This window comes from Nonomuraea sp. KM88, assembly GCF_052245635.1.
Lineage (GTDB): Bacteria > Actinomycetota > Actinomycetes > Streptosporangiales > Streptosporangiaceae > Nonomuraea.
In genome coordinates this window covers 493,771-513,700 of the sequence record NZ_JBQQCC010000001.1, presented here as the reverse complement: position 1 = coordinate 513,700, position 19,930 = coordinate 493,771, and the positions used below count along the sequence as shown (strand labels likewise).

Sequence of the window (19,930 nt, the reverse complement as noted above, 5' to 3'; positions counted from 1 at the left end):
GCGCTCGCCCGGGCCCGTTCCCTTGGATCAGTCCAGGTAGTCGCGCAACATCTGGGCCCGCGTCGGATGACGGAGCTTGGCCAGGGTCTTCGACTCGATCTGCCGGATGCGCTCCCGCGTGACGCCGAACTCCCTGCCCACCTCCTCCAGCGTGCGCGGATGCCCGTCGGCCAGGCCGAACCGGAGCTGGATGATGCGCTGCTCGCGGTCGGACAACGTGGCCAGGATGTCGTCGAGCTGGTCCTGCAGCATGATGAAGGCCGCGGCCTCCATCGGCACGACCGCGTCGGCGTCCTCGATGAAGTCACCGAGGTCGGAATCCTCCTCGCCGATCGGCGACTGCAGCGACACGGGCTCCTGGGCGATGCGCTGGATCTCCACCACACGATCGACAGGGAGGTCCATCTCCTTGGCGATCTCCTCGGGGATCGGCTCGCGGCCGAGGTCCTGGTGGAGCTGGCGCTGCACGCGGACGAGCTTGTTGATCGTCTCCACCATGTGCACCGGAATGCGGATGGTGCGTGCCTGGTCGGCGATGGCCCGCGTGATCGCCTGCCGGATCCACCAGGTCGCGTAGGTGGAGAACTTGTAACCCTTCGTGTAGTCGAACTTCTCGACCGCTCGAATGAGCCCGAGGTTGCCCTCCTGGATCAGGTCCAGGAACAACATGCCGCGGCCCACGTACCGCTTGGCGATCGACACCACGAGCCTGAGGTTGGCTTCGATGAGCCGCTGTTTGGCCCGGGTGCCCTGCCAGACGAGCTCCCTGAGCTCCGGGAAGGCCAGACGCGAGACCCCGTTGGCCAGCCTGTCCTCGGCGAACAGACCGGCTTCGATCGACTTGGCGAGCTCCACCTCCTCCTCGGCGGTCAGCAACGGGACGCGGCCGATCTCCCGTAGATAGATACGGACGAGATCGCTGGTCGGCGCCCGCTTGCCTACGTCTTCCTCATCGGCGCGGGCAGGCTCCTCGTCGCCCTGGGGCTCGAGGACCTCCACGCCATTCTCGGCGAGCATCCGCACGACGCGTTCCAGCGCGTCGGACGGCAACTCGGATCGGTCAAGCGCGGCTGCGACGTCATCGACGGTTACGCTCCCGCGCTCCCTTCCTTTCGCGACGAGGTCCGCCACCTGATCTACCGATGGCGGTCCGCTTGGCAGCACCGATGCACCCACGGGAGACAGTCTGCAGTATTGGTTCCATCAAATGGCAGACCCATTTTTGTCACCGAAGGTAAGGCCGCCGTCCTTACCGAATTGAGATCGCCTAAAGGTTTAGGCCGAGTTTGATCAGGAAAGTAAAGTCAATTACGCGCTCTGGATTCACGCGCCCGGCGACGCCGCCAGCCGGACGCACCTCTTCCGCTGCCCCGAAACGCCGCCCGCCGCGCCCCGCCGCGGATTGGACCGCGCCACATTCCCCTGTCAACCGCCCGGTATTCCAGCCGGCGATCGCAGCCGAACCGTTATCTACCCCAGCCGTCCCGTGACGGGAGCGAGGCGTTCCCCGCTCTCCCGCGCGCTCAACAGGCCGCCGCCGTTCAGGTGGCCTGGTCAGCTGCCCGCGAGCCGGTCGCGCAGGACCCTGCGCTGCTGCTCCAGCGCCACCAGCTCCCCGAACAGCTTGTTGTACTCCTGCTGCTCCTCCACCGGGTTGAGCCGCTGGATCCGGGACTTCACCTGCGCGATGGCCCGATCGACCGGCATGGCCTCGACCGCCGCCATGATGTCGCCGGCATAGCGCTCCTCGGTGTGCGCGTCCGTCTGGATCGCCTCCACCGCGAACCGGGTCACGAGCGCCCTGGCGCCCTCCTCGTGAGCGTGCTCGAGCAGCAGGTCGACCCACTCCCGCCCGCCGTGCCCCGCCGCGGCGACGCCTCCGGCGGCGGCGATCACCTTGTGCACCATCGCGTGGTCGGGAGTGGTGAACGCCCGCGCGTCGAGCGCGTCGAAGCGCGGCCCCAGCAACGCCGGCCGCTGCACGGCCAGCTTGAGCAGCTCGCCCTCGACCCGCACGCTGGGATCGGCGGGCGCCGCCCTGGGCATCCGCCGGCCGCGGCCCTGCTGCGCGCCCGACACCTCGGAGATGCGCTGCATGACGAACCGCTCGTCCATGAAACCCAGCCACCGGTCGAGGTCGATGGCGTAGCGCTTGCGCAGCCCCACGTCCTTGATGCCGGCCACGATCGGGGCGGCCGCGTCGAGAGCGGCGATCTTGCCCTCGTTGCTGCGCAGGTCATAGCGCGAGATCGTGCTCCTGATCGCGAACTGGAACAGCGGCTCCCTGCTCGCGATCAGATCGCGCACGGCCGCGTCGCCCTGCTTGACCCGCAGGTCGCACGGGTCGAGCCCGTCGGCCTGCACCGCCACGTAGGTCTGGGTGACGAACTTCTGCTCGTCGGCGAACGCCCGCAGCGCCGCCTTCTGCCCCGCCGCGTCACCGTCGAAGGTGAAGATAACCTCACCCCGGAACTCGGCCTGGTCGAGCAGGAACCGGCGCAGGATCTTGATGTGCTCCTCGCCGAACGAGGTGCCGCAGGTGGCCACGGCGGTCGGCACGCCGGCCAGATGGCAGGCCATCACGTCGGTGTAGCCCTCGACGATCACCGCTTGGGACCGCTTGGAGATCTCCCGTTTCGCGAGATCGATGCCGTAAAGCACCTGGCTCTTCTTGTAAAGCGGCGAGTCAGGCGTATTCAGATATTTCGGGCCATCGTCGGAATCGAGCAGCTTCCGCGCGCCGAAACCGATCACGTCGCCCGTGGCGTCCCTGATGGGCCAGATCAGCCGCCCGCGGAACCGGTCGATCGGCCCCCGCCGCCCCTCCTTGGCCAGCCCGCCCTTGACCAGCTCGTCGGCCGAGAACCCGCGCCCCATGAGATGGCGGACGAGCGCCTCCCACTCGGCCGGCGCGTATCCCACCCCGAAGGTCTCGGCGTCGGCCCGCTCGAACCCCCGCTCCGACAGGAACCGCCGCCCGGCCGCCGCGTCGGGGCTCAGCAGCTTGTCGGCGTAGAACTCGGCCGCCGCCCGGTGCGCCTCGACCAGCCTGGCCCGCTCGCCGTGGTCGCGCCTCGGGACGTAGCCGCCCTGCTCGTACTGCAGCTGGATGCCGGCCCGCTGTGCCAGCCGCTCGACCGCCTCGCTGAAGGGCAGGTGCTCGATCTTCTCGACGAACGTGATCACGTCGCCGCCCTCGCTGCAACCGAAGCAGTTCCCGGTCAAAATATTGTCTTCCAGGACAAACGCATGCCCATGGTCGACAGTGGCGCAGAAGACTTCCTCAACCCGATCGGTCTCCTCGACGGACTGCACCACCCAACCGCGCCGCGCAAACGCCTTCGTTGTGCCGGTGAACCGCAACCGGTGCTCGTCGACCAGGAAAAAGTCTTCGGTGAGATCATCATTGATGAAGTGCACACGGAAGATCGAACTGGGCTCCCTTCCCGGGAAGCCCTCTCTGACCTGCTCGGTGACGCCGTACGTGCCGATCCCGAGCTTGGTGCACGCAGCTCGGACGAACTCCAGGGTCGCCTTGTCCGCGCAGTGCAACATGACCGTGCCGTCTTTGGCGACATGTCCGTCAGCGGCCACGTAGCCCGCGAGCCAGCCGTACAGATAGGGCACGGACTCGTCGAGCGAGGGAAGCTCCTTGAAGAACTTCGGCAGGTGATGGACCAGGAGCTGCCTGCTCTTTCCCGACAACCCTCCCACGCTTTCCGTCACGTAGCTGAGCGGGAACCACTTGAGCAGTTGGGCATCCTTGACGGCGTCGAGCGTTGCTCTGCTCCCCGTGGCCGCTCGTGTACCGTCACCGAAGGTGATCCCGTGCGCTATGCCGAAGGGCGACGGCGTCGTGCGCTTGATGCGGGTGCCCGGGAACACCGAGACCAGCCGATGACGCCGCTTCAAGTCTTTGGTGATGACCTCGGCGCGTTTGTCCTGATGTCGTCCAGATCGTACGAACCAACGGTGCTCGGGGGTGGCGAAGATCTCCTTTCGCTGCCCGTTGCGGCTCAAGACGATCTTCATGAGCGGCTGGACGCCGAATGACATGAAGGGCGCGTCCACCCACGTGCCGTCGGACGCGAGCACCCGATGCGTCCCGCCCGCGAGCTCAGCGATCGGACGCACACCCTCCCAGGTCATGACCCTGGTCTCCGCCGCCAGACAGTAGAACATCCCGCGCTCGGGGGTGACGTTGAACGACGGGCTCTTCTCGTCGTGGAACGGGCACAGCCCCTTGAGGTTGCCGCCTCCGGCGTTGCGCAACTGGATGTGCTCGCCGATCACGTCGGCGATGGGGGAGCGCTCGCGAACGAGCGCGATGTCGACATCACGGATCCGGCCAGCCACGCCCGTGAGTCTATTCCGCCCCGCCGACGGTTCCCGCCCCCGCGGTGCGCACCCTGGCGCGTGCGGCTGGGGGAAGAGGGGCATTACCTGTGGGTTGCTAAAGCAGGAAAGCCGCTGTACGCGGACCCCTGGTCGGCTACAAAGGTAAAGGTCGTAGGGAAACGGTGACACGGGTGGAGACCATGCAATCGGGTCATATCGCGCGATGGGCGGCCGTCATGGGCGCCGTGCTGCTGACCGGCGCCTGCAGCCAGGCGACCGGGCTGGCCGGCGTCGGCGCCACCCTGCGCTCCGCCGTACCCTCCGGCCCGGCGACCGGAGCGGGCACGGCCGCCTCACCGGCGGACCCGACGCCGACCGCCGGGAAGCAGGGCGGCAAGCAGGCCGGCGTGGAGCCGCCCGAGGGCGACGACCCGGTCAGGGTGCCGCCGCCGAAGTTGTCGAAATACACCTACACGTTCCCTGTCAAGGGCTGCGAGGTCACCTACTCGCGCAAGCTGCTCGTGCTGCCCAAGACGACGATCTGGGCGCAGGAGGGGTGCGCGTTCGTGGCGCCCGTCGCCGGCGTCGTGGACGAGGTCAACACCAGGAACCGGTGGCGCCCGTCCACGGACGCGGGCGCCGACCGCGAGGGCAGGTTCGTCACGATCATCGGCGACGACGGCGTGCGCTACCTCGGCGGGCACCTCGACACGGTGGCCGACGGCATCAGGCCGGGCGTCCGCGTCAAGGCCGGCCGGCTGCTCGGCCGGGTGGGCAGGTCGGGCAACGCCCGGGACACCGCCACCAACCTCTATTTCGCGATCTCGTGGAAGACCGGCTCGACGTTCTGGTGGGTGCGCAGGGGCATGGTCAAGCCGTGGGACTACCTCGACGCCTGGCGTACGGGCAACCGCACGCTCTCCCCCAGGGAGGAGACGCTGAAACTGCGCGCGAAGCTCGGGGAGACGCCGCGCTGCACCGTGTTGTGCGCGTCGAAGCAGCCGAAGAAGCCGAAGACGACGCCGCAGGCGGCCAGGAGCGAGCCGCCGTCCGCCGATGACGACGGTGACGGCGGCGTGGTCAGCGTCACCCCGTAGGCAGTTCCTTCTGGTCGACGACGGCGCCCGACCTGATGAGGGCCTGGATGTCGTCCACGACGTCCCAGACGTTGACGTTCATCCCGGCGATCACGCGTCCGCCGCGCAACCAGTAGGCGATGAACTCCAGCTTGTCCGGGTCGCCGCGGTAGACGATCTCGTCGTAGCCCTCGATGTCGCCGGAGAACTCCATGCCGAGCTCGTACTGGTCGGTGTAGAAGTACGGGATCGGGTCGTAGGTGACGTCCTGGCCGAGCATCGACCGCGCGGCGGCGGGGCCGCCGTGCAGGGCGTTGGCCCAGTGTTCGACGCGCACGCGGCGGCCGTACACGGGATGGAAGTGCTCGGCCACGTCGCCGGCGGCGAACACGTCCGGGTGCGAGGTGCGCAGGGCGGCGTCCGTGAGGATGCCCTGCCCGACCTCGAGACCGGCGTCGCGGGCGAGCCAGACCTCGGGGGCGGCGCCGATGCCGACGACGACGAGGTCGGCCGCGAGCCGCTCGCCCGAGCTGAGCCGCACGCCGGTGTCGGTGATCTCCGCGGCGGCGGTGCCGAAGCGCAGGTGCACCCCCTTGCGGGCGTGCAGGCGGGCGAACAGGTCACCCAGTTCGGGGCCGAGCGCCCGGTTGAGAGCGGTGGGCTCGGGCTCGACGACGGTGACCTCGCAGCCGGCCGTGCGGGCCGCCGCCGCGGTCTCGAGCCCGATCCAGGACGCGCCGACGACGAGCACCTTGGCGCCGGCGGCGAAACGTTCCCTGAGCGCGTCGCTGTCCTGGACGGTGCGCAGGTAGTAGCCGGGTCCCGGCAGGCGCCTGGGCACGGAGCCGGTCGCGAGGAGCAGCTTGTCGTACGGCTGCCGCGACCCGTCACTGAGCCTGACCAGGTGGTGGCCGGGCTCGATGCGGGTGACCCGCCGGCCCAGCCGCAGGTCGACGTCGTTGTCGGCGTACCACTCCGGCGGGTGGACGTAGATCTGGTCTCGTTCGCTCCTGCCGCTCAGGTAGTCCTTGGACAGGGGCGGTCTCTCGTAGGGCCGCTCGGCCTCCGCGCCGATCAGCACGATCTCGCCGTCGAAGCCCTCCTCGCGCAGGGCCTGCGCGGCCTTGGCTCCTGCCAGCCCGGCGCCGGCGATCACAAATGTGGCCATGAGCGCAGTATCCGCCCGCCGGGGTCGCCGGGGGAAGCGGGTCGGGTCAGGTGGCCCGGCTCATCGGCGAAGCCCGGTCACCGGGCGAGCCTCCTGTGCCAGGCCACCGCCGAGGTGTCGGTGAGCGAGGCGATCTGGTCGATCACGACCCTGACGCGGGCCGCGCCGTCCGGGGCCTCCTGGTACGCGGGCCGGAAGGCGGGCTCCAGCGTGCCGGGCGCGCCGCTGGTGATCAGCGCGGCCAGTTCGGTGATGAGGTCGCGCTGCCTGGCCTGGTTGGCGTGGTGGTCCTTCGTGGTCATGACGTAGTGGGCGACGACGCCCTTGAGCAGCGCGCACTCCAGCCGCGTGGCGGGCGGCACGACGAGGTCGGCGCGGTGGCGGCTGCCGTACACCTCCTTGGTGGCGGCCTGCGCGGAGCGGCAGAAGCGGCCGATGAGACCGCTGGTGAGGGCTTTGAGGCCGGCCAGGTCGGCGAGCGTGCCCGTGAAGCTGCGGGGCCAGAGCGGATCCGTGATCAGCCTGGCGAAGACGGCCTCCAGCTCGTTCAGGTCGGCGCCGGGGGCGTACCAGGTGCGGGTGATCTCGCACACCTGCCTGCGCTCCTCGGCGGACAGGAGCGCTTCTGGCGTGACATGGCCGAGGTGCAGGGCGTCCTCGAGGTCGTGGACGGAGTAGGCGACGTCGTCGGCCCAGTCCATGATCTGCGCCTCGAAGCTCACCCGCCCGTCCGGCGCGCCCTCCCTGATCCACTCGAACACGGGAAGGTCGTCGTCGTAGACGCCGAATTTGGGAGACTTGTCACACGTCCATGGGTACTTGATCGAGGCGTCCAGTGCCGCCCGGGTCAGGTTGAGACCGGCGCTCCTGCCGTCCTCGGTGAGCACCTTGGCCTCGAGCCTGGTGAGCAGGCGCAGGCTCTGCGCGTTGCCCTCGAAGCCGCCGCACGACTCCGCCAGCGCGTTGAGCGCCACCTCCCCGTTGTGCCCGAACGGCGGATGCCCCAGGTCGTGCGCCAGGCAGGCGGTCTCCACGAGGTCGGGGTCGACGCCGAGGGTGGCGCCCATCTCCCTGCCCACCTGGGCGCATTCGAGCGAGTGGGTCAGCCGGGTGCGCGGGATGTGCTGGCCGCCGCCGAACGTCTCGCCGGGCCCGACGACCTGCGTCTTCGCGGCGAGCCTGCGCAGCGCCGCGCTGTGCAGCACGCGGGCCCTGTCACGCTCGAACGCCGAGCGATCCGGATTGCCGGGAGGTTCCGGAACCCATCGGTCCTGGTCGAGTTGGTCGTAGTACGACATCGGTGCAGCGATTTTATCCAGTTTCCCGTCTCCGCTAGTGTCGAGCCTCGCGAGTACCCCTTCCCCGGGAGCCCTCCCCCATGACGACAGCGTTCCGAGCGGTGCTGGCTTTCACCCTGCTCGCCGGCTTCTACGTTCTGGTCGGTCTGATCCTCGCCGCGGCGGTCTTCTTCGACGTCCTCTTAGTGGTCGACTTCCACGTCAACCTCATCAAGTTCGCGGCCGTGCTGACCCTGGCCGCGCTCGCGCTGGTCCGGGCCCTGATCATGGTGAGCCGCCGCCGGAGCGGCGAGCAGCCCGGCGTCCCGGTCACGCGCGAGGACGAGCCGGTGTTGTGGCAGACGGTCGAGGAGCTCGCCCAGCGCGTACGCACCGCGCCCCCCGACGAGATCCGGCTGGTGGCCGAGGTGAACGCGGCAGTCTCGGAGGACACGCGGTTCCTGGGCATGAAGGCGACGCGGCGGCGCATGTTCGTCGGGCTGCCGCTGCTGCAGACGCTCACCGTGGACGAGCTGCGCGCGGTGCTCGGGCACGAGCTCGGCCACTACAGCGGCGCCCACACGCGGCTGGGCGCGCCCGTCTACCGCGGGCGCGTCTCGCTGATCGCCACCGTGCAGGGCCTGCGCAACCACCCGTTCGTCCAGCGCCTGTTCACCTGGTACGCCAAGCTCTACCTGCGGGTGTCGCAGGCCGTCTCGCGCAGGCAGGAGCTGGAGGCCGACCAGTTCGCCGTCGCGATCGGCGGCCGGCAGTCCATGGCGGGCGCCCTGCACAAGATCCACACCACCGCGATCGGCTGGGACCTGTACGTCAACGCGTACCTGTCGATGACGGGCGCGGGCGGCACCAGGCCCGCGTCGGTGTTCGGCGGCTTCCACGCCTTCATGAGCGACGCCGAACGGCAGGCCGAGCTGGCCAGGCTGAGCGATCAGCCCGAGGAGGTCTCCCCGTACGACTCCCACCCGAGCCTGGCCGACCGCCTGGCCGCCATCGAGCGCCTGCCGGAGCCGCAGCAGGTGCCCGACCCCCGCTCGGCCCTCACCCTGCTGCGCGACCCGAACGTGGCCGTGCAGGCGGTCGAGCAGTCCATGTGGTCGTCCGAGGCGCTGCTGACGCTGCGGGCGGTCTCGTGGGAGGAGCTCGTCGCGCACGGCATGTACGCCACCCGCAACGCCGACGCCCTGCGCGACCTGGCCCTGGCCGGGCAGCAGGTGATGGGGGCGTCACGGCCGTACCTGGACGCCGCCTTCGAGGCGATCGCGCGGGGGCGGCAGGCGGAGCTCGAGTACAAGCTGCGCGAGCTGGGCTGGAACCCGTCGGACACCCTGCTGGCCGGGGTGCTCGGGCAGGCGCTGGAAGCCGTCATGATCCAGCTCGGCGAGGCCAAGTGGACGCTGTCCTGGTCGGGGCCCGCGCGGCTGCTCTTCGACGACGGGGAGGAGGTGGCGTTGGCGGAGTACGCGGCCCGGGTGGCGGCCGATCCGTCAGCGGTGGGCGGGCTGCGGCAATGGCTGGGCGACCACGGCATGCGCCACGACTACGTCCCCGTCGAGCAACCGCCACCGCCGGGCGCCCTGCCCGCCCCGGGACCCCCCTCCGGCCCCGCCGCGGCCCTCACCGCGGGCCCCCCTCCGGGACCTGTCGCGGGACCCCCTCCCGGCCCCACCGCGGGCCCCACCGCGGGACCCACCGCGGGACCCACCCCCGGCCCCACCGCGGGACCTCCCTCCGGTGCGGGACCCGGTGCGGGACCCGCTCCTGGGATCCCGGGCCCGCACGCTCCGGGGCCGCTCGCGCCGCCCTTCCCGGGACAATCGGCTCCCCCCGCCCAGGAGGACCAGTCCCCTCACTTCTCAGGACCCGTCCCCCCGCCCGCCTCGGACCCCGCCGTCCCCCACCCCCCGGAACCCGCGACCCCGGACGCCTGGGGACCGGCCGCCCCGGAACCCGCGGCTCACAAGCCCGGCCCCGCAGTCACGGACACCTCCGGAGACTCCTGGTTGTTCTCGGAGGAAGAGCCGGTGCCGCACACGTTGGGCGACCCGAACCCGGACGCCCCCCGTTAAGGTCTTGGCCGTTTCCCGTACGGGCGATCGGCCTTGGCCACGTCAGAGGTAGCGTGACTGGAGACGGGCCGGCGATGAACCATGGACGGCAGATGGCAGGGACCCCGGCGGAGCGGCACGGCGAGGCGGTGGCGCTGCTGGCTGCGGCCCGGGCGGGCGACCACGACGCGTTCGGCGTCCTGGTCGGGCCGTTCCAGGACGAGCTGCGCGCGCACTGCTACCGGATGCTGGGATCGCTGCACGACGCCGAGGACGCGGTTCAGGACACTTTGGACCGGGCCTGGCGGAGTTTGGGCCGGTTCGAGGACCGGGGATCGTTCAGGGCGTGGCTGTACAAGATCGCAACGAATCGGGCGCTGACGCTGATCGAGCGGCGGGGGCGGCGCGAGCTGCCCGCCGACCTGACCCCCGGGGGCGCGCCGGTGGCCGAGGTGGCATGGCTGGAACCGTATCCTGACCGGCTGATGGGCTGGACGGAGGAGCTGGGCCCCGAGGCGCGCGCGGTGGCGCGGGAAAGCGTGGAGCTGGCCTTCGTCGCGGTCCTGCAGCACCTGTCGCCCCGGCAGCGGGCTGTTTTGCTGCTGCGCGACGTCCTCGGGTACGCCGCCGCCGAGGCCGCCGGCCAGCTGGACACCACGGTCGCCGCGGTCAACAGCGCCCTGCAGCGGGCCCGCAAGATGCTCGCCGAGCTGCTTCCTGAGGCCGGTCGGCGAGGGACGTTCGACGCGCTCGGCGAGCCCGGGCAGCGAGAGCTGGCCCGCCGTTACGCCGACGCGTGGGAGGCCGGCGACGCCGACGTCATCGTGGCTCTGCTGACCGAGGACGCGAAATACTCGATGCCGCCGCTCCCGCACTGGTACCAGGGCCGCGACGAGATCCGCCGCTTCCTGACGGAGGGTCCGCTGACCGGCCGCTGGCGCTTCCTGCCGGCGCGGGCGAACGGGCAGCTCGCCTTCGGCACGTACATGTGGGACGACGAGCGGGCCGCGTACGTCCCGGCCGGCCTGGATCTGCTGGCCGTCCGGGGCACGCGGATCGCCGAGGTCGTCTCGTTCCTCCAGGCCGATTTCGCGGCCTTCGGCCTGCCCGCGGAGCTGCCGCGATGATTTCCGGGCCCGGCGCGGGTTGTAGTTCCGAAGGGACCATCGACCTGGAAGGACCACGACCATGGCCACCGACGAGGAGCAGATCCGCGCGCTGATCCGGCACTGGGCCGAGGCCGTGCATGCCGGCGACATGGACGCCGTGCTCGCGGATCACGCCGATGACGTCGTGATGTTCGACGTGCCCCCGCCGTACGAGGGCGTCCGCGGCATCGCGGCCTACCGTGAGACGTGGCCGGGCTTCTTCGCCTGGCAGGAGCAGGGGGCCGTGTTCGAGATCGAGAGCCTGGAGGTCACCGCCGGCTCCGGCGTCGCCTTCGCCTTCGCGCTGCTGCGCTGCGGCACTCCCGGGGCGCTGGCGGCCGACCCCGGACACCGGCTGCGGCTGACGCTCGGCCTGCGCAAGGAGCGCGGCCGCTGGGTCGTCGCCCACGAGCACCACTCGTTCCCGATCGCGGATCGCGGTGCGAGGGAGGAGGAGGTGCGCCGGGTGCACGAACGCTGGTACGCGAGCACCGCCGCCAAGGACTTGGACGGCATGATGGCCTTCGTCGCCGACGACGTGGTCTCCTACGAGCACGAGGCGCCTTTCGAGTACGCCGGCGCCGAAGCGGTGCGCGAGGTGTGCGCGCGGGGCCTGGACGCCGCCGGCGAGGCGGACGTCACCCTGGACGTGCCCGGTCTGAGGATTCTGGTGAACGAGGATCTCGCCGTGGCCTGGGGCTTCAACCACGTCCGCGTCACCGGCAGGGACGGGCAGGCGTCCGACATGTGGTCGCGCGGCACCCGCGTGTTCGAGCGGCGTGACGGCGCGTGGCTGATGGTGCACCAGCACCTGTCGTTCCCGCTGGATGACGACACCGGCGAACGCCGTACGTGATCGCTGACGCCGGTGACGGTGCCGGCGGGCGCCCGGCCCCGCGCCCCGCCCTCCGGAGCAGGTCGGGGCGATCGACGTCATCACCGAGCCCTGGTTGCGACAGCCCAGGAACGGCCGGGCGCCGCCGTCAGCGCAGCGGGCGTTCCAGCTCGGCCCGGTGCGCGGCGACCCAGTTGTGGCTGGCGCGGATCCGGGCCACCACCCCGTCGTCACGCAGTCTGATCGCGTGCGGCATCCCGGCGGCCGCGTCCGTCTCGATGCCGCGCGCGCAGCGGTCCTGCCACCACAGGATCGCCGCCACCAGGCCATCCCGCTCACGCAGCCCGTACGCGTCGCAGATGAGCCGGATCCGCCTTCCGGCGTCGACGGCTCCTGGACCGAGGCCGAGGTACTGCCAGCAGACGTGCGCCACGTCGTGGATCCGCGGTCCCGGCGCCGCGATGTCCCAGTCGATGAACGCCACCGGCCGCAGGCCCGCGCCCTCGTCGCGGTAGACGGTGTTCTTCGGGGACAGGTCGTTGTGGCACACGACCTCGTCGTCGCCGGCCAGGGGTGTCCCCGCGGTCAGGTCGTGGAACGCGCGTACGAGCTCCGCCACCCGCGCCAGGCTCTCGTCGGAGGTGACGCCGTCGGGCTGGACGTCCTCCCAGGCAACGTGGCCGTCCACGAAGCTGAGGATCTCGCGGCCGCGCTCGTCCGTCCCCAGGAATCTCGGCGCGCCCGGCCATCCGCCGCGTTCCAGCAGGAGCAGCAGGTCGTGCACGTACGCGGCCCGGTGCGCGGGCGGGCGGCGGACGGTGTCGCCGACCCGGACGACGGCGTTCACGTACCCGCCGGGCAGGTGTGTTTCGGACATGCGTCCCAGCCTGCCCGATCAGGCCGGGGGACGCCGCTCCATCGGCCGGGCCACGGCTTCGAGGACCGGTATCCGGGTCCTGCCGGCGTGCGGGGTCACCGAGGCGGGCCCCGCACCGGCGCCGCGTGGTCAGCGCCGGCACCTTGTTATCAAGGAGACCCTGATTATCTGGCGAGTGTCACGCCAGAAAGCCACATTGAAGACCTCTTGATAGTTTCAGGCTTGACGTTATTTTCATGGATTCCACAATTAATAAGGAGACTGCGACAAGCAGGACTTCTCCGCGGCCACCCTGCGGAGTCACCGCACCGTCGACCACATCTCGCTGGTGATGTGCGTGTTCTACCTGGCCGAGTTCCACGAGGACGTCATCTACCTCATGCAGGCCGGGTTCATCGGCGCGTGGGGCGAGCAGAACTTCGGCGACCAGGGCGTGGTGAGCGCCGCCGACCGGGCCGACAGGAAGGCCGTGGTCGACAAGATCCTCGCCGTCCTGCCCTCGTCGCGGATGGCGCAGCGCGAGATCTCCCGCTGCCTCGGCTACCGCTTCGCCCTGCGGACCGGCGCGTACCCGGACAGGCCGCCCGGGGCGGTGCGCTTCCGGTCACCTTCGCCGTCAGGGACGACGGCTACGCCGCCCCCGTCAATCCCTCCGCGACCGGCAGCGAGCTCGAGAGCGGGCTCGCGGCGGTCAGGCGGCGCCCATGGCGCGGGCGATCGTGAGGCTGTCCTCGAAGATGTGGTAGCGGGTGATGAGGCCGTCCTCGACGGTGATGTGCAGCGCGACCGGGGAGGTGTACGCGACACCGCTTTCCCGCACGGTCTGCACGATCTCCGCGATCACCACGGCGTCCGCCCCGTCGACCAGGATCCGGGTGACCGACGTGCCGTTCAGCTCGGGCACGTGGTACGTGTCCAGCGCGCGGAAGTGGTCCGCCGCCTCGGCCCTGGTCGATCGCGGCCGGATCCAGGGCACCACGGGCTGCCCTTCGGATGGCCAGCTGAACCGCCAGTCGATGTGCTCGGCGAACAACGCGGCCGCGCCGTCGTGGTCGCCCCCGGCGATGCGCCGCAGCAGTTCCTGCACGATGTCACGGGTGTTCTTCATCTCGTACGTCATGCCGCACAGCCTGCCCGGCCCGGGGTTAGCCCGTCGATTACCCGCGAGGTAACCGTCAGCCATGGGCGGCGCCGGGACGCCTCCCCGGTCGCCCGCTGGCCGGCTCGCCGCCGCCGTCCCTGAGAATGCGCTGTGAACCTGCGCCAACGCCTTCCTGACCCCGCACCCTTACGTTACTTTTGTCCGACTACGGCGGCCGTTACCCCTGGTTTCGGCTGCCCATTCCCGGGGGGAATGAGGTAACGCGCGGTAACGAAAGGGCTGCAGGCGCGCATGGGCGTTGTGAGAACCGGCATCAAGCGAAGAATTCGGCTGCTGAACGAGGCGCTGCGCCCACCGCGCCAGCTGTCGGCACCAGAGCCGGCACCGCTGCTCAAGGCCTCCCGCCCGCGTCCCCCGAAGCGCACGCACGTCGTCGACTACTCCATCCCGATCCTGCCGCGGCAGGTGGACTCCCCGGTCTTCGTGATCGCCTCGGTGCGCTCCGGCTCCACGCTGCTGCGCATGCTACTCAACAGTCACTCCCGCATCCGCGCCCCGCACGAGCTGCACCTGCGCACCGTCGAGGTCCACCTGACCCCCGACTTCTCCGAGCAGTCCATGCAGGAACTCGGGCTGGACAAGGTGGAGCTCGAACACGCCTTGTGGGACCGCATCCTGCGCCTGGAACTGGAGCGCAGCGGCAAGGAGATCATCGTCGACAAGACCCCGGGCAACGTCTTCCTCTGGGAGCGGCTGCACTACGCCTGGCCGAAGGCGAAGTTCCTCTTCCTGCTGCGCCATCCGGAGGGCGTGGTGTCCTCCCTGGAGAACCGCAAGACGAACACCTCCACCCGCGAAGCGCTCGAGGCGAACGCGCTGAAATACTTCAAGCCCCTGGAACAGGCCCGCCGCACCCTCGACGGTCTCACGCTGCGCTACGAAGAGCTGACCGCCGAGCCGGAACGGGTCACCCGCGAGGTATGCGAATATCTGGGCGTGGCGTGGGAGCCGGAGATGCTCGAATACAGCAAGCACGACCAGGGCCGGTTCGTCCCCAACCTGGGCGACCGCAGCGACACCATCAAGTCCGGACGGATCCAGCCCGCCCGCACCTTCGACAACACCGCGCTCCCACCCGAGCTCGCCGAGTACGCCGAGGCCTGGGGCTACCGCTGACCTGGCGGAAAACCGGCGTGACCGGCGGGCTGCCGTGTGAAAAGATCCGGCAATGCGCATCGAGTTCTCCCCGTTCTCGTCCGACGACATCGACCTGTTGGCGGACTTCCTGACGGGAAACGACTGGCCCTTCCACGCGGGCACGCAGGACGCGGAGACGGTCAGGCGGCGGGCCGCCGACGGGCTCTACTGGAACGACGAGAGCCGCACGTTCTGGGTGCTGGCCGACGGCGAGCGCGCGGGCCTGGTGCGGCTGCAGGATCTCGCCGACGACACCGCCATGTTCGACCTGCGGATCCGTGAGGCCCGGCGCGGTCAGGGGCTCGGCACGGCCGCGGTCGCCTGGCTGACACCGTACGTCTTCACCGAGTTCCCCCACATCATGCGGATCGAGGCCACGACCCGCCAGGACAACCACGCCATGCGCGCGATCCTGCGCGGCAGCGGGTACGCCAAGGAGGCGCACTACCGGGAGGCCTGGCCGAGCCCGGACGGCGGCACCCTCCACGACTCGGTCGGCTACGCCGTGCTCCGGCGCGACTGGCTCTCCGGCACGGTGACGCTCCCCGACTGGCACGACGAGCCCGCGACCCGGTCGAGCGGGGAACGTCCGAGCTGAGCGCGACCCCGGTCGGCCGGAGATCGTCCGAGCCGACCGCGGTCCGGCACGGAAGGAGAGCTGTTGCGCTGGTTCTGGTGGCTGGGGGCGCCGGTCCTCGCCGGGATGTTGCTGGTCCTGGCGGCGCGCGACATCGTGCCCGCGTACACCGCCCAGTTCGGTTCCGGCGTCCCAGGCGTCTTCACCGCCACCAAGCGAGATTGCGGCGGCCGGACGTGTACGTGGGTGGGCTACTTCGTCGCCGACGACTCGCCGGTCCGGCGACGCGTCACGCTGGCGACGGGCGACGGCCTGAAGCGGGTGGGCGACAGCGTTCCGGCCGAGGACACCGGCAACCCGTACACCGTCTATCCGGCGACCGGCTCCTCGGACTGGCTGCTGATCACCATCCTCGGCACGGCGAGCGTCGTGGTGCTCGGCTTCTGGATCAGGGGCGTGATCCGGGCGCTCCGCCGGACGTGACGGCGCGCGCCCGTCACATTCCGCGGCGGTGTTTCGTCGGACCGGTGGAGTACAGTCCAGTCGCCACCGGCGGCCCGTCAATCCGAGGAAAGCCCATGTCCAGCAACAGAGCGACGTTCCAGCGCTTCCACGAGGCCGTCAACAGCGGCGACGCGGAGCTCATCGCGACGACCATCGACGAGGTCGTCGCCCCTGACCTGATCTTCCATGCGCCGGTGCCGACGGAGCTGCCGGGGCCGCAGGCGCTCAAGCAGGTGTGGGCGGTGCTTCTTCGCGGATTCCCCGACATTCGCGTCGAGGTCGAGGACGTGATCGCCGAAGGCGACAGGATCGTCTCCAGGAACACGGTCACCGGCACCCACCAGGGCGAGTTCAGGGGCCTTCCGCCGACGGGCCGGTCCGTCACGTACAACGAGATCTTCATCTTCCGTTTCGCCGGCGGCCGGATCGCCGAGGTCTGGGGCGTCGTCGACCTCCTGACGCAGCTGAGGCAGCTCGGCGCCGTTCCGTCCTAGCCCGGCCGCAGGGGATCGGAATCCCGCTCGGCCTCATCCACCAGAGTCGCCTCGATGAGCCGGGCGGTGGCCTCTATCTGCTCGGGCGGAAAGTAGCAGGTGTCGCCGATCACCTGGTACGAGACGCCGCGGAACACGCTCAGGAACAGCCTGATCCGTTCGTTGTCGAATTTGCGGCGCCAGGTGAAAGAGCTGTCCTGGAGTAGGTTTCGCGGCTTTGCTCCATCGGGCCGTTCCGGCCGTCTCCGGTCGTCGGCGATGGCCGCACCGTGGGAGACCAGGTTCAAGGTGGCCAGATCGGGGATGATGTCCGGCTGGTGGATCTCGTCCAACACGCTTCTGACGTCGTCCGGGTCGTACTGACTGCATTGGTAGGCCCTCAACGCCGCCTGGTGCGCCGAGCGGACCAGGCGAGGGAACGGCGCTCCCCCGTTCTCCAGCAGCACCGGGGTGTTCTGGCACAGGTACACGAGCGACCGTTTGACTTCGGGGGCGAACCGGTTGGTCACCCGGAGCAGAACCGGAAGCGTGTCACGACCCGCGTACACGGTCAGGACGCGCGCCGCCGCGGCCAGGAACACCGACGTCTGGCTCACCCCGTGCCGGGCCGCCAGCATCCGCGACGCGCACGAGGACGCCTCGGACAGGTAGGAGCCCTGCCAGAACCGTGGCGTCGCCGGCTCACCGCGCAGGGTGAACGTTTCATCTCCCAGCTGGCATGTGCTCAGCACCTTGCGCCAGTGGGCCGGCACACGCTGGCCCAGGCGAGGTGCGAGCACTTCCCGCTCGTAACGGGCTTGCTCGATGGGCTGCCTGGTCACCGGCGGCAACGCACGCGTGCCGGCCAGCAGCGCCGCGAGCTCTTCCAGCAGCAGCTGTGTGGCCCAGCCGTCCACGACCAGATGCGACAGGCAGAGGACGACGCTCTGCACCCTGCCGCCTGCCATGGCCAGACCCACGCGCCAGGGCAGATCCACTTCCAGGTCGAAACGCCTGGCAGCAAGACCGGACTGCGCATCGGACAACCGGCGCACCGCATCGGGCCCCGTGGCCAGGGCGACCGGTACGGCGCCCTGGCCCGCCACGGTCTGGACTGGCTGGTCATCGTCGCCGCGGCGGAATGTGGTGCGCAGGGCGTCGTGCCTGGCGACCAGGGTGCGGAGCGCGGTCAGCACCCGGTCGACGGAAGACCCGCCGTCAGGCGCCTCCAAGGTCAGCATCACGTTGAGATGCTGGTCATCGGGGGCGAGGGCACGGATGTTGTTCCACATGCCCTTCTGTGCCCAGGCGAGCGGGCCGCTGCCGGCCCGGCACTCCGAGAATTCCAGTGGCGGCGCGTCCATGTGCTCCGATACGTCCACCGACATCAGCCATATCTCCGTTCTGTCGTGCTGTCGCAGCGTGAGGTCGCCGTGCTCGGGCGGGTGTGGGGCTCCTACGGGGCCGGGTGCCGGCCTTGTGAAGGCGTCGTTCACCCGGGCGATCGGTCATCGCCTTCGATGGGGAGGGGACGCTCGGGATGGATGCCGGCGTGAGAGCCGCGCCAGAGCACCTGCTTGGGAAGGCGGCCAGCCGACCAGGGCGGCGTCAAGGGTGCCGCTGACCTTCCAGGCCAGTGTAGAGGTGGCGTATATCGGGCGGAAGGCACAAGTTACGGATGAATCAGTTTCCGCTGGACGAATAGTAGCGAGTTTGTGATTGCCAGAAGAGGTATGCCAAACCCGCTAATATAACCCCTACGGCAGGCGCGGCCGCCGCGATCCACGGAAGGACCCACAGCTCGCCGGTCCGGCCGAGGAGAACGGCCGCCGGAAAGTAGGCGGCGAAAGCCAGCGGAAACACGGTGGTCAGGCTCCACCGCGCCACCGGTCCGAAAATCTTGATCGGGTAATTGCCGAAGCTGTTGAAGACGCTGTCGAGTGTGAGCATCATCTCGGTGGCGCCGTGCAGCCGGAACGCCAGGCTCGCCAGCACCAGTTGGAACGACATCTCGGTGAGCGCTCCGCCGACGAGCGCGGCGATCAGCAGGAGGACGTTCGCCGGAGTCCAGTCGACCCCCGAGCTCACCATGCCGGCCGCCAGGATCGCCACACCGCCGACGAGATGGCCGATCGTCACGATGGTCATGCGACGCGTCATGAGTTGAATCAGCGGATTGAGCGGCCGGATAAGATATCGGTCGAATTCCGCCGAGCGCACCACGTGGGTGATCTGGAACACCGAGGCGAACGGAATCACCCACAGGGCATGGGCCGTCAGGCGCATGCCATAGAGCAGCAGGATCTCGCGAAAGGTCCAGCCGCCGAGATCCCCGAACCGGCTGAGAATCGTCGCGATGAACACGAGACCCAGACCCTGCACCGCGAGCCCACCGAGCATTCCGAAAAAGAAGTGCACGCGATGCTGCATCTCCGCCCGTAACGCGGCACGGGCCAGAATCGCCCACATGCGCAGCGCCCGTATCAACGTGGTCACCCTCCCTGCACGACCATCCGGCGGATCGCCCGAGACCACACCAGGCGCGCGGCGAACCACAGGACCACGACCCACAACGCCTGCACGACCATCGCGACCACCACGTCGCCGCCGTGCGTCCTGCCGAGATAGATCGCCGTCGGCGTGTGCATCACCGCTTGGAGCGGCAGGATCTCCACCACGATGCGCAGGGCGTCCGGCATGAACCACAGAGGCACCAGCGCGCCGGACAGGAACTGCACCGCCATGCGGTAGATCAAGAAGAGCCCGTCGAGCTCCAGCGTCCAGAAGGTGATCAGTCCGACCAGGACGGAGAGAATGGTGATGACACAGTAGCCGAGCGCCAGGCTGACAACGTAGGCGATGATCGCCCCCGGCGACGGAGCCGGCCGCGCTCCACCGACGAAACCAGCGAAGGGCAGCGCCACCACCGCGAACGGCACCATCGCCGCAGTGCGGCCGAGCTGGCTTGCGACCACGTGGCCGAGAAAGTTCACCGGCCGCGTCATATCGATCGCGACGAGCCCGTCCCTGACCCGTTCGGGAATCAGCGAGAAGATCCATGGGCTGAACAACCAGTTCTGCAGGTTGCCCAGTGTCAGATACGTGATGGTCACCGAGAACGGCACCCCGTCGACCATGGCCCGTCCGGAGTAGATCGCTTCCCAGACAACCCGCAGGAGCAGGATCTGGAACAGCAGCCGCACGAGTCCCGCCACGTAATCGACGCGATACCGCATGACGGTGCGCGCCTGCATCCTGCCGATGGCCGCATAGCCCGCGAGACTCGTCCGCA

17 protein-coding genes and 1 pseudogene are annotated in these 19,930 nt (G+C 69.7%); 9 read left to right on the top strand and 9 right to left on the bottom strand.

From position 1 onward, the window contains the following. Nucleotides 1–27: 27 nt before the first annotated feature. On the bottom strand, nt 28–1,131 hold the full coding sequence (rpoD, locus tag ACTWPV_RS02420) for an RNA polymerase sigma factor RpoD (protein ID WP_425465103.1): 1,104 nt from the start codon (nt 1,129–1,131) through the stop codon (nt 28–30). 423 nt (nt 1,132–1,554) lie between these two features. After that, on the bottom strand, nt 1,555–4,356 hold the full coding sequence (dnaG, locus tag ACTWPV_RS02415) for a DNA primase (protein WP_443150398.1): 2,802 nt from the start codon (nt 4,354–4,356) through the stop codon (nt 1,555–1,557). A gap of 182 nt (nt 4,357–4,538) precedes the next feature. Between dnaG and ACTWPV_RS02410 the strand changes: the two genes are divergently transcribed. After that, nucleotides 4,539–5,435 (top strand): M23 family metallopeptidase, encoded by an 897-nt coding sequence (locus ACTWPV_RS02410; protein WP_443150886.1) that lies wholly within the window; start codon nt 4,539–4,541, stop codon nt 5,433–5,435. Here ACTWPV_RS02410 and ACTWPV_RS02405 read toward each other — a convergent pair. Next, complete coding sequence (locus ACTWPV_RS02405) at nt 5,425–6,582, bottom strand: NAD(P)/FAD-dependent oxidoreductase (protein WP_347641841.1); 1,158 nt, start codon at nt 6,580–6,582, stop codon at nt 5,425–5,427. The two genes, ACTWPV_RS02410 and ACTWPV_RS02405, sit on opposite strands and share 11 nt — an antisense overlap. 77 nt (nt 6,583–6,659) lie before the next feature. Next, complete coding sequence (locus ACTWPV_RS02400) at nt 6,660–7,880, bottom strand: deoxyguanosinetriphosphate triphosphohydrolase (protein ID WP_443150397.1); 1,221 nt, start codon at nt 7,878–7,880, stop codon at nt 6,660–6,662. A gap of 80 nt (nt 7,881–7,960) precedes the next feature. On the opposite strand from ACTWPV_RS02400, the gene ACTWPV_RS02395 reads away from it, so the two are divergent. The 3 genes from ACTWPV_RS02395 to ACTWPV_RS02385 all read left to right on the top strand — a co-directional run bounded on the left by ACTWPV_RS02395 (nt 7,961) and on the right by ACTWPV_RS02385 (nt 11,929). After that, a complete protein-coding gene (locus ACTWPV_RS02395) occupies nt 7,961–9,946 on the top strand; it encodes a M48 family metalloprotease (protein WP_443150396.1) in 1,986 nt (661 codons plus the stop codon). A gap of 92 nt (nt 9,947–10,038) precedes the next feature. After that, nucleotides 10,039–11,052 carry a sigma-70 family RNA polymerase sigma factor gene (locus ACTWPV_RS02390; RefSeq protein WP_443150395.1) on the top strand — a complete coding sequence of 338 codons (1,014 nt, stop codon included), beginning with the start codon at nt 10,039–10,041 and terminating at the stop codon, nt 11,050–11,052. Nucleotides 11,053–11,113: 61 nt separating this feature from the next. Next, nucleotides 11,114–11,929, top strand: coding sequence for an SgcJ/EcaC family oxidoreductase (locus tag ACTWPV_RS02385; RefSeq protein ID WP_443150394.1), 816 nt, complete (start codon nt 11,114–11,116; stop codon nt 11,927–11,929). A gap of 127 nt (nt 11,930–12,056) precedes the next feature. On the opposite strand, the gene ACTWPV_RS02380 is transcribed toward ACTWPV_RS02385, so the two are convergent. After that, a complete protein-coding gene (locus ACTWPV_RS02380; RefSeq protein ID WP_443150393.1) occupies nt 12,057–12,785 on the bottom strand; it encodes a phosphotransferase in 729 nt (242 codons plus the stop codon). A 331-nt stretch (nt 12,786–13,116) separates the two neighbouring features. Between ACTWPV_RS02380 and ACTWPV_RS02375 the strand changes: the two are divergent. After that, nucleotides 13,117–13,290, top strand: a pseudogene (locus ACTWPV_RS02375) (DUF4874 domain-containing protein); the annotation flags it as partial. A gap of 186 nt (nt 13,291–13,476) precedes the next feature. On the opposite strand, the gene ACTWPV_RS02370 reads toward ACTWPV_RS02375, so the two are convergent. Continuing rightward, a complete protein-coding gene (locus tag ACTWPV_RS02370) occupies nt 13,477–13,905 on the bottom strand; it encodes a nuclear transport factor 2 family protein (protein WP_443150392.1) in 429 nt (142 codons plus the stop codon). Between the two features lie 273 nt (nt 13,906–14,178). Between ACTWPV_RS02370 and ACTWPV_RS02365 the strand changes: the two genes are divergently transcribed. The 4 genes from ACTWPV_RS02365 to ACTWPV_RS02350 all read left to right on the top strand — a co-directional run bounded on the left by ACTWPV_RS02365 (nt 14,179) and on the right by ACTWPV_RS02350 (nt 16,659). Further along, entirely contained in the window at nt 14,179–15,063 is an 885-nt protein-coding gene (locus ACTWPV_RS02365; protein WP_347641833.1) for a sulfotransferase family protein, read from the top strand. 52 nt (nt 15,064–15,115) lie between these two features. After that, complete coding sequence (locus ACTWPV_RS02360) at nt 15,116–15,682, top strand: GNAT family N-acetyltransferase (RefSeq protein ID WP_443150391.1); 567 nt, start codon at nt 15,116–15,118, stop codon at nt 15,680–15,682. Nucleotides 15,683–15,745: 63 nt separating this feature from the next. Next, nucleotides 15,746–16,144, top strand: a complete 399-nt coding sequence (locus ACTWPV_RS02355) for a hypothetical protein (protein ID WP_347641831.1) — start codon at nt 15,746–15,748, stop codon at nt 16,142–16,144. Between the two features lie 95 nt (nt 16,145–16,239). Then, nucleotides 16,240–16,659, top strand: a complete 420-nt coding sequence (locus ACTWPV_RS02350) for an ester cyclase (RefSeq protein WP_443150390.1) — start codon at nt 16,240–16,242, stop codon at nt 16,657–16,659. On the opposite strand, the gene ACTWPV_RS02345 is transcribed toward ACTWPV_RS02350, so the two are convergent. From ACTWPV_RS02345 to ACTWPV_RS02335, 3 genes are all read right to left on the bottom strand, one after another. Beyond that, nucleotides 16,656–18,134 carry a condensation domain-containing protein gene (locus ACTWPV_RS02345; RefSeq protein WP_443150389.1) on the bottom strand — a complete coding sequence of 493 codons (1,479 nt, stop codon included), beginning with the start codon at nt 18,132–18,134 and terminating at the stop codon, nt 16,656–16,658. The genes ACTWPV_RS02350 and ACTWPV_RS02345 overlap by 4 nt on opposite strands. Nucleotides 18,135–18,321: 187 nt before the next feature. Further along, entirely contained in the window at nt 18,322–19,134 is an 813-nt protein-coding gene (locus ACTWPV_RS02340) for an ABC transporter permease (RefSeq protein ID WP_443150388.1), read from the bottom strand. Beyond that, nucleotides 19,131–19,892, bottom strand: a complete 762-nt coding sequence (locus ACTWPV_RS02335; protein ID WP_347641827.1) for an ABC transporter permease — start codon at nt 19,890–19,892, stop codon at nt 19,131–19,133. The genes ACTWPV_RS02340 and ACTWPV_RS02335 overlap by 4 nt, the downstream gene beginning before the upstream one ends. Nucleotides 19,893–19,930 lie beyond the last annotated feature (38 nt).

What these genes read in the sequence shown, in the direction of transcription:
- ACTWPV_RS02370 (WP_443150392.1), bottom strand. Translation starts at nt 13,905, where the DNA reads ATGACGTACGAGATGAAGAACACCCGTGACATCGTGCAGGAACTGCTG.
- ACTWPV_RS02405 (WP_347641841.1), bottom strand. Translation starts at nt 6,582, where the DNA reads ATGGCCACATTTGTGATCGCCGGCGCCGGGCTGGCAGGAGCCAAGGCC.
- ACTWPV_RS02390 (WP_443150395.1), top strand. Translation starts at nt 10,039, where the DNA reads ATGGCAGGGACCCCGGCGGAGCGGCACGGCGAGGCGGTGGCGCTGCTG.
- ACTWPV_RS02360 (WP_443150391.1), top strand. Translation starts at nt 15,116, where the DNA reads ATGCGCATCGAGTTCTCCCCGTTCTCGTCCGACGACATCGACCTGTTG.
- ACTWPV_RS02380 (WP_443150393.1), bottom strand. Translation starts at nt 12,785, where the DNA reads ATGTCCGAAACACACCTGCCCGGCGGGTACGTGAACGCCGTCGTCCGG.
- ACTWPV_RS02385 (WP_443150394.1), top strand. Translation starts at nt 11,114, where the DNA reads ATGGCCACCGACGAGGAGCAGATCCGCGCGCTGATCCGGCACTGGGCC.
- ACTWPV_RS02400 (WP_443150397.1), bottom strand. Translation starts at nt 7,880, where the DNA reads ATGTCGTACTACGACCAACTCGACCAGGACCGATGGGTTCCGGAACCT.
- ACTWPV_RS02410 (WP_443150886.1), top strand. Translation starts at nt 4,539, where the DNA reads ATGCAATCGGGTCATATCGCGCGATGGGCGGCCGTCATGGGCGCCGTG.
- ACTWPV_RS02335 (WP_347641827.1), bottom strand. Translation starts at nt 19,892, where the DNA reads ATGCAGGCGCGCACCGTCATGCGGTATCGCGTCGATTACGTGGCGGGA.
- ACTWPV_RS02395 (WP_443150396.1), top strand. Translation starts at nt 7,961, where the DNA reads ATGACGACAGCGTTCCGAGCGGTGCTGGCTTTCACCCTGCTCGCCGGC.
- ACTWPV_RS02350 (WP_443150390.1), top strand. Translation starts at nt 16,240, where the DNA reads ATGTCCAGCAACAGAGCGACGTTCCAGCGCTTCCACGAGGCCGTCAAC.
- ACTWPV_RS02365 (WP_347641833.1), top strand. Translation starts at nt 14,179, where the DNA reads ATGGGCGTTGTGAGAACCGGCATCAAGCGAAGAATTCGGCTGCTGAAC.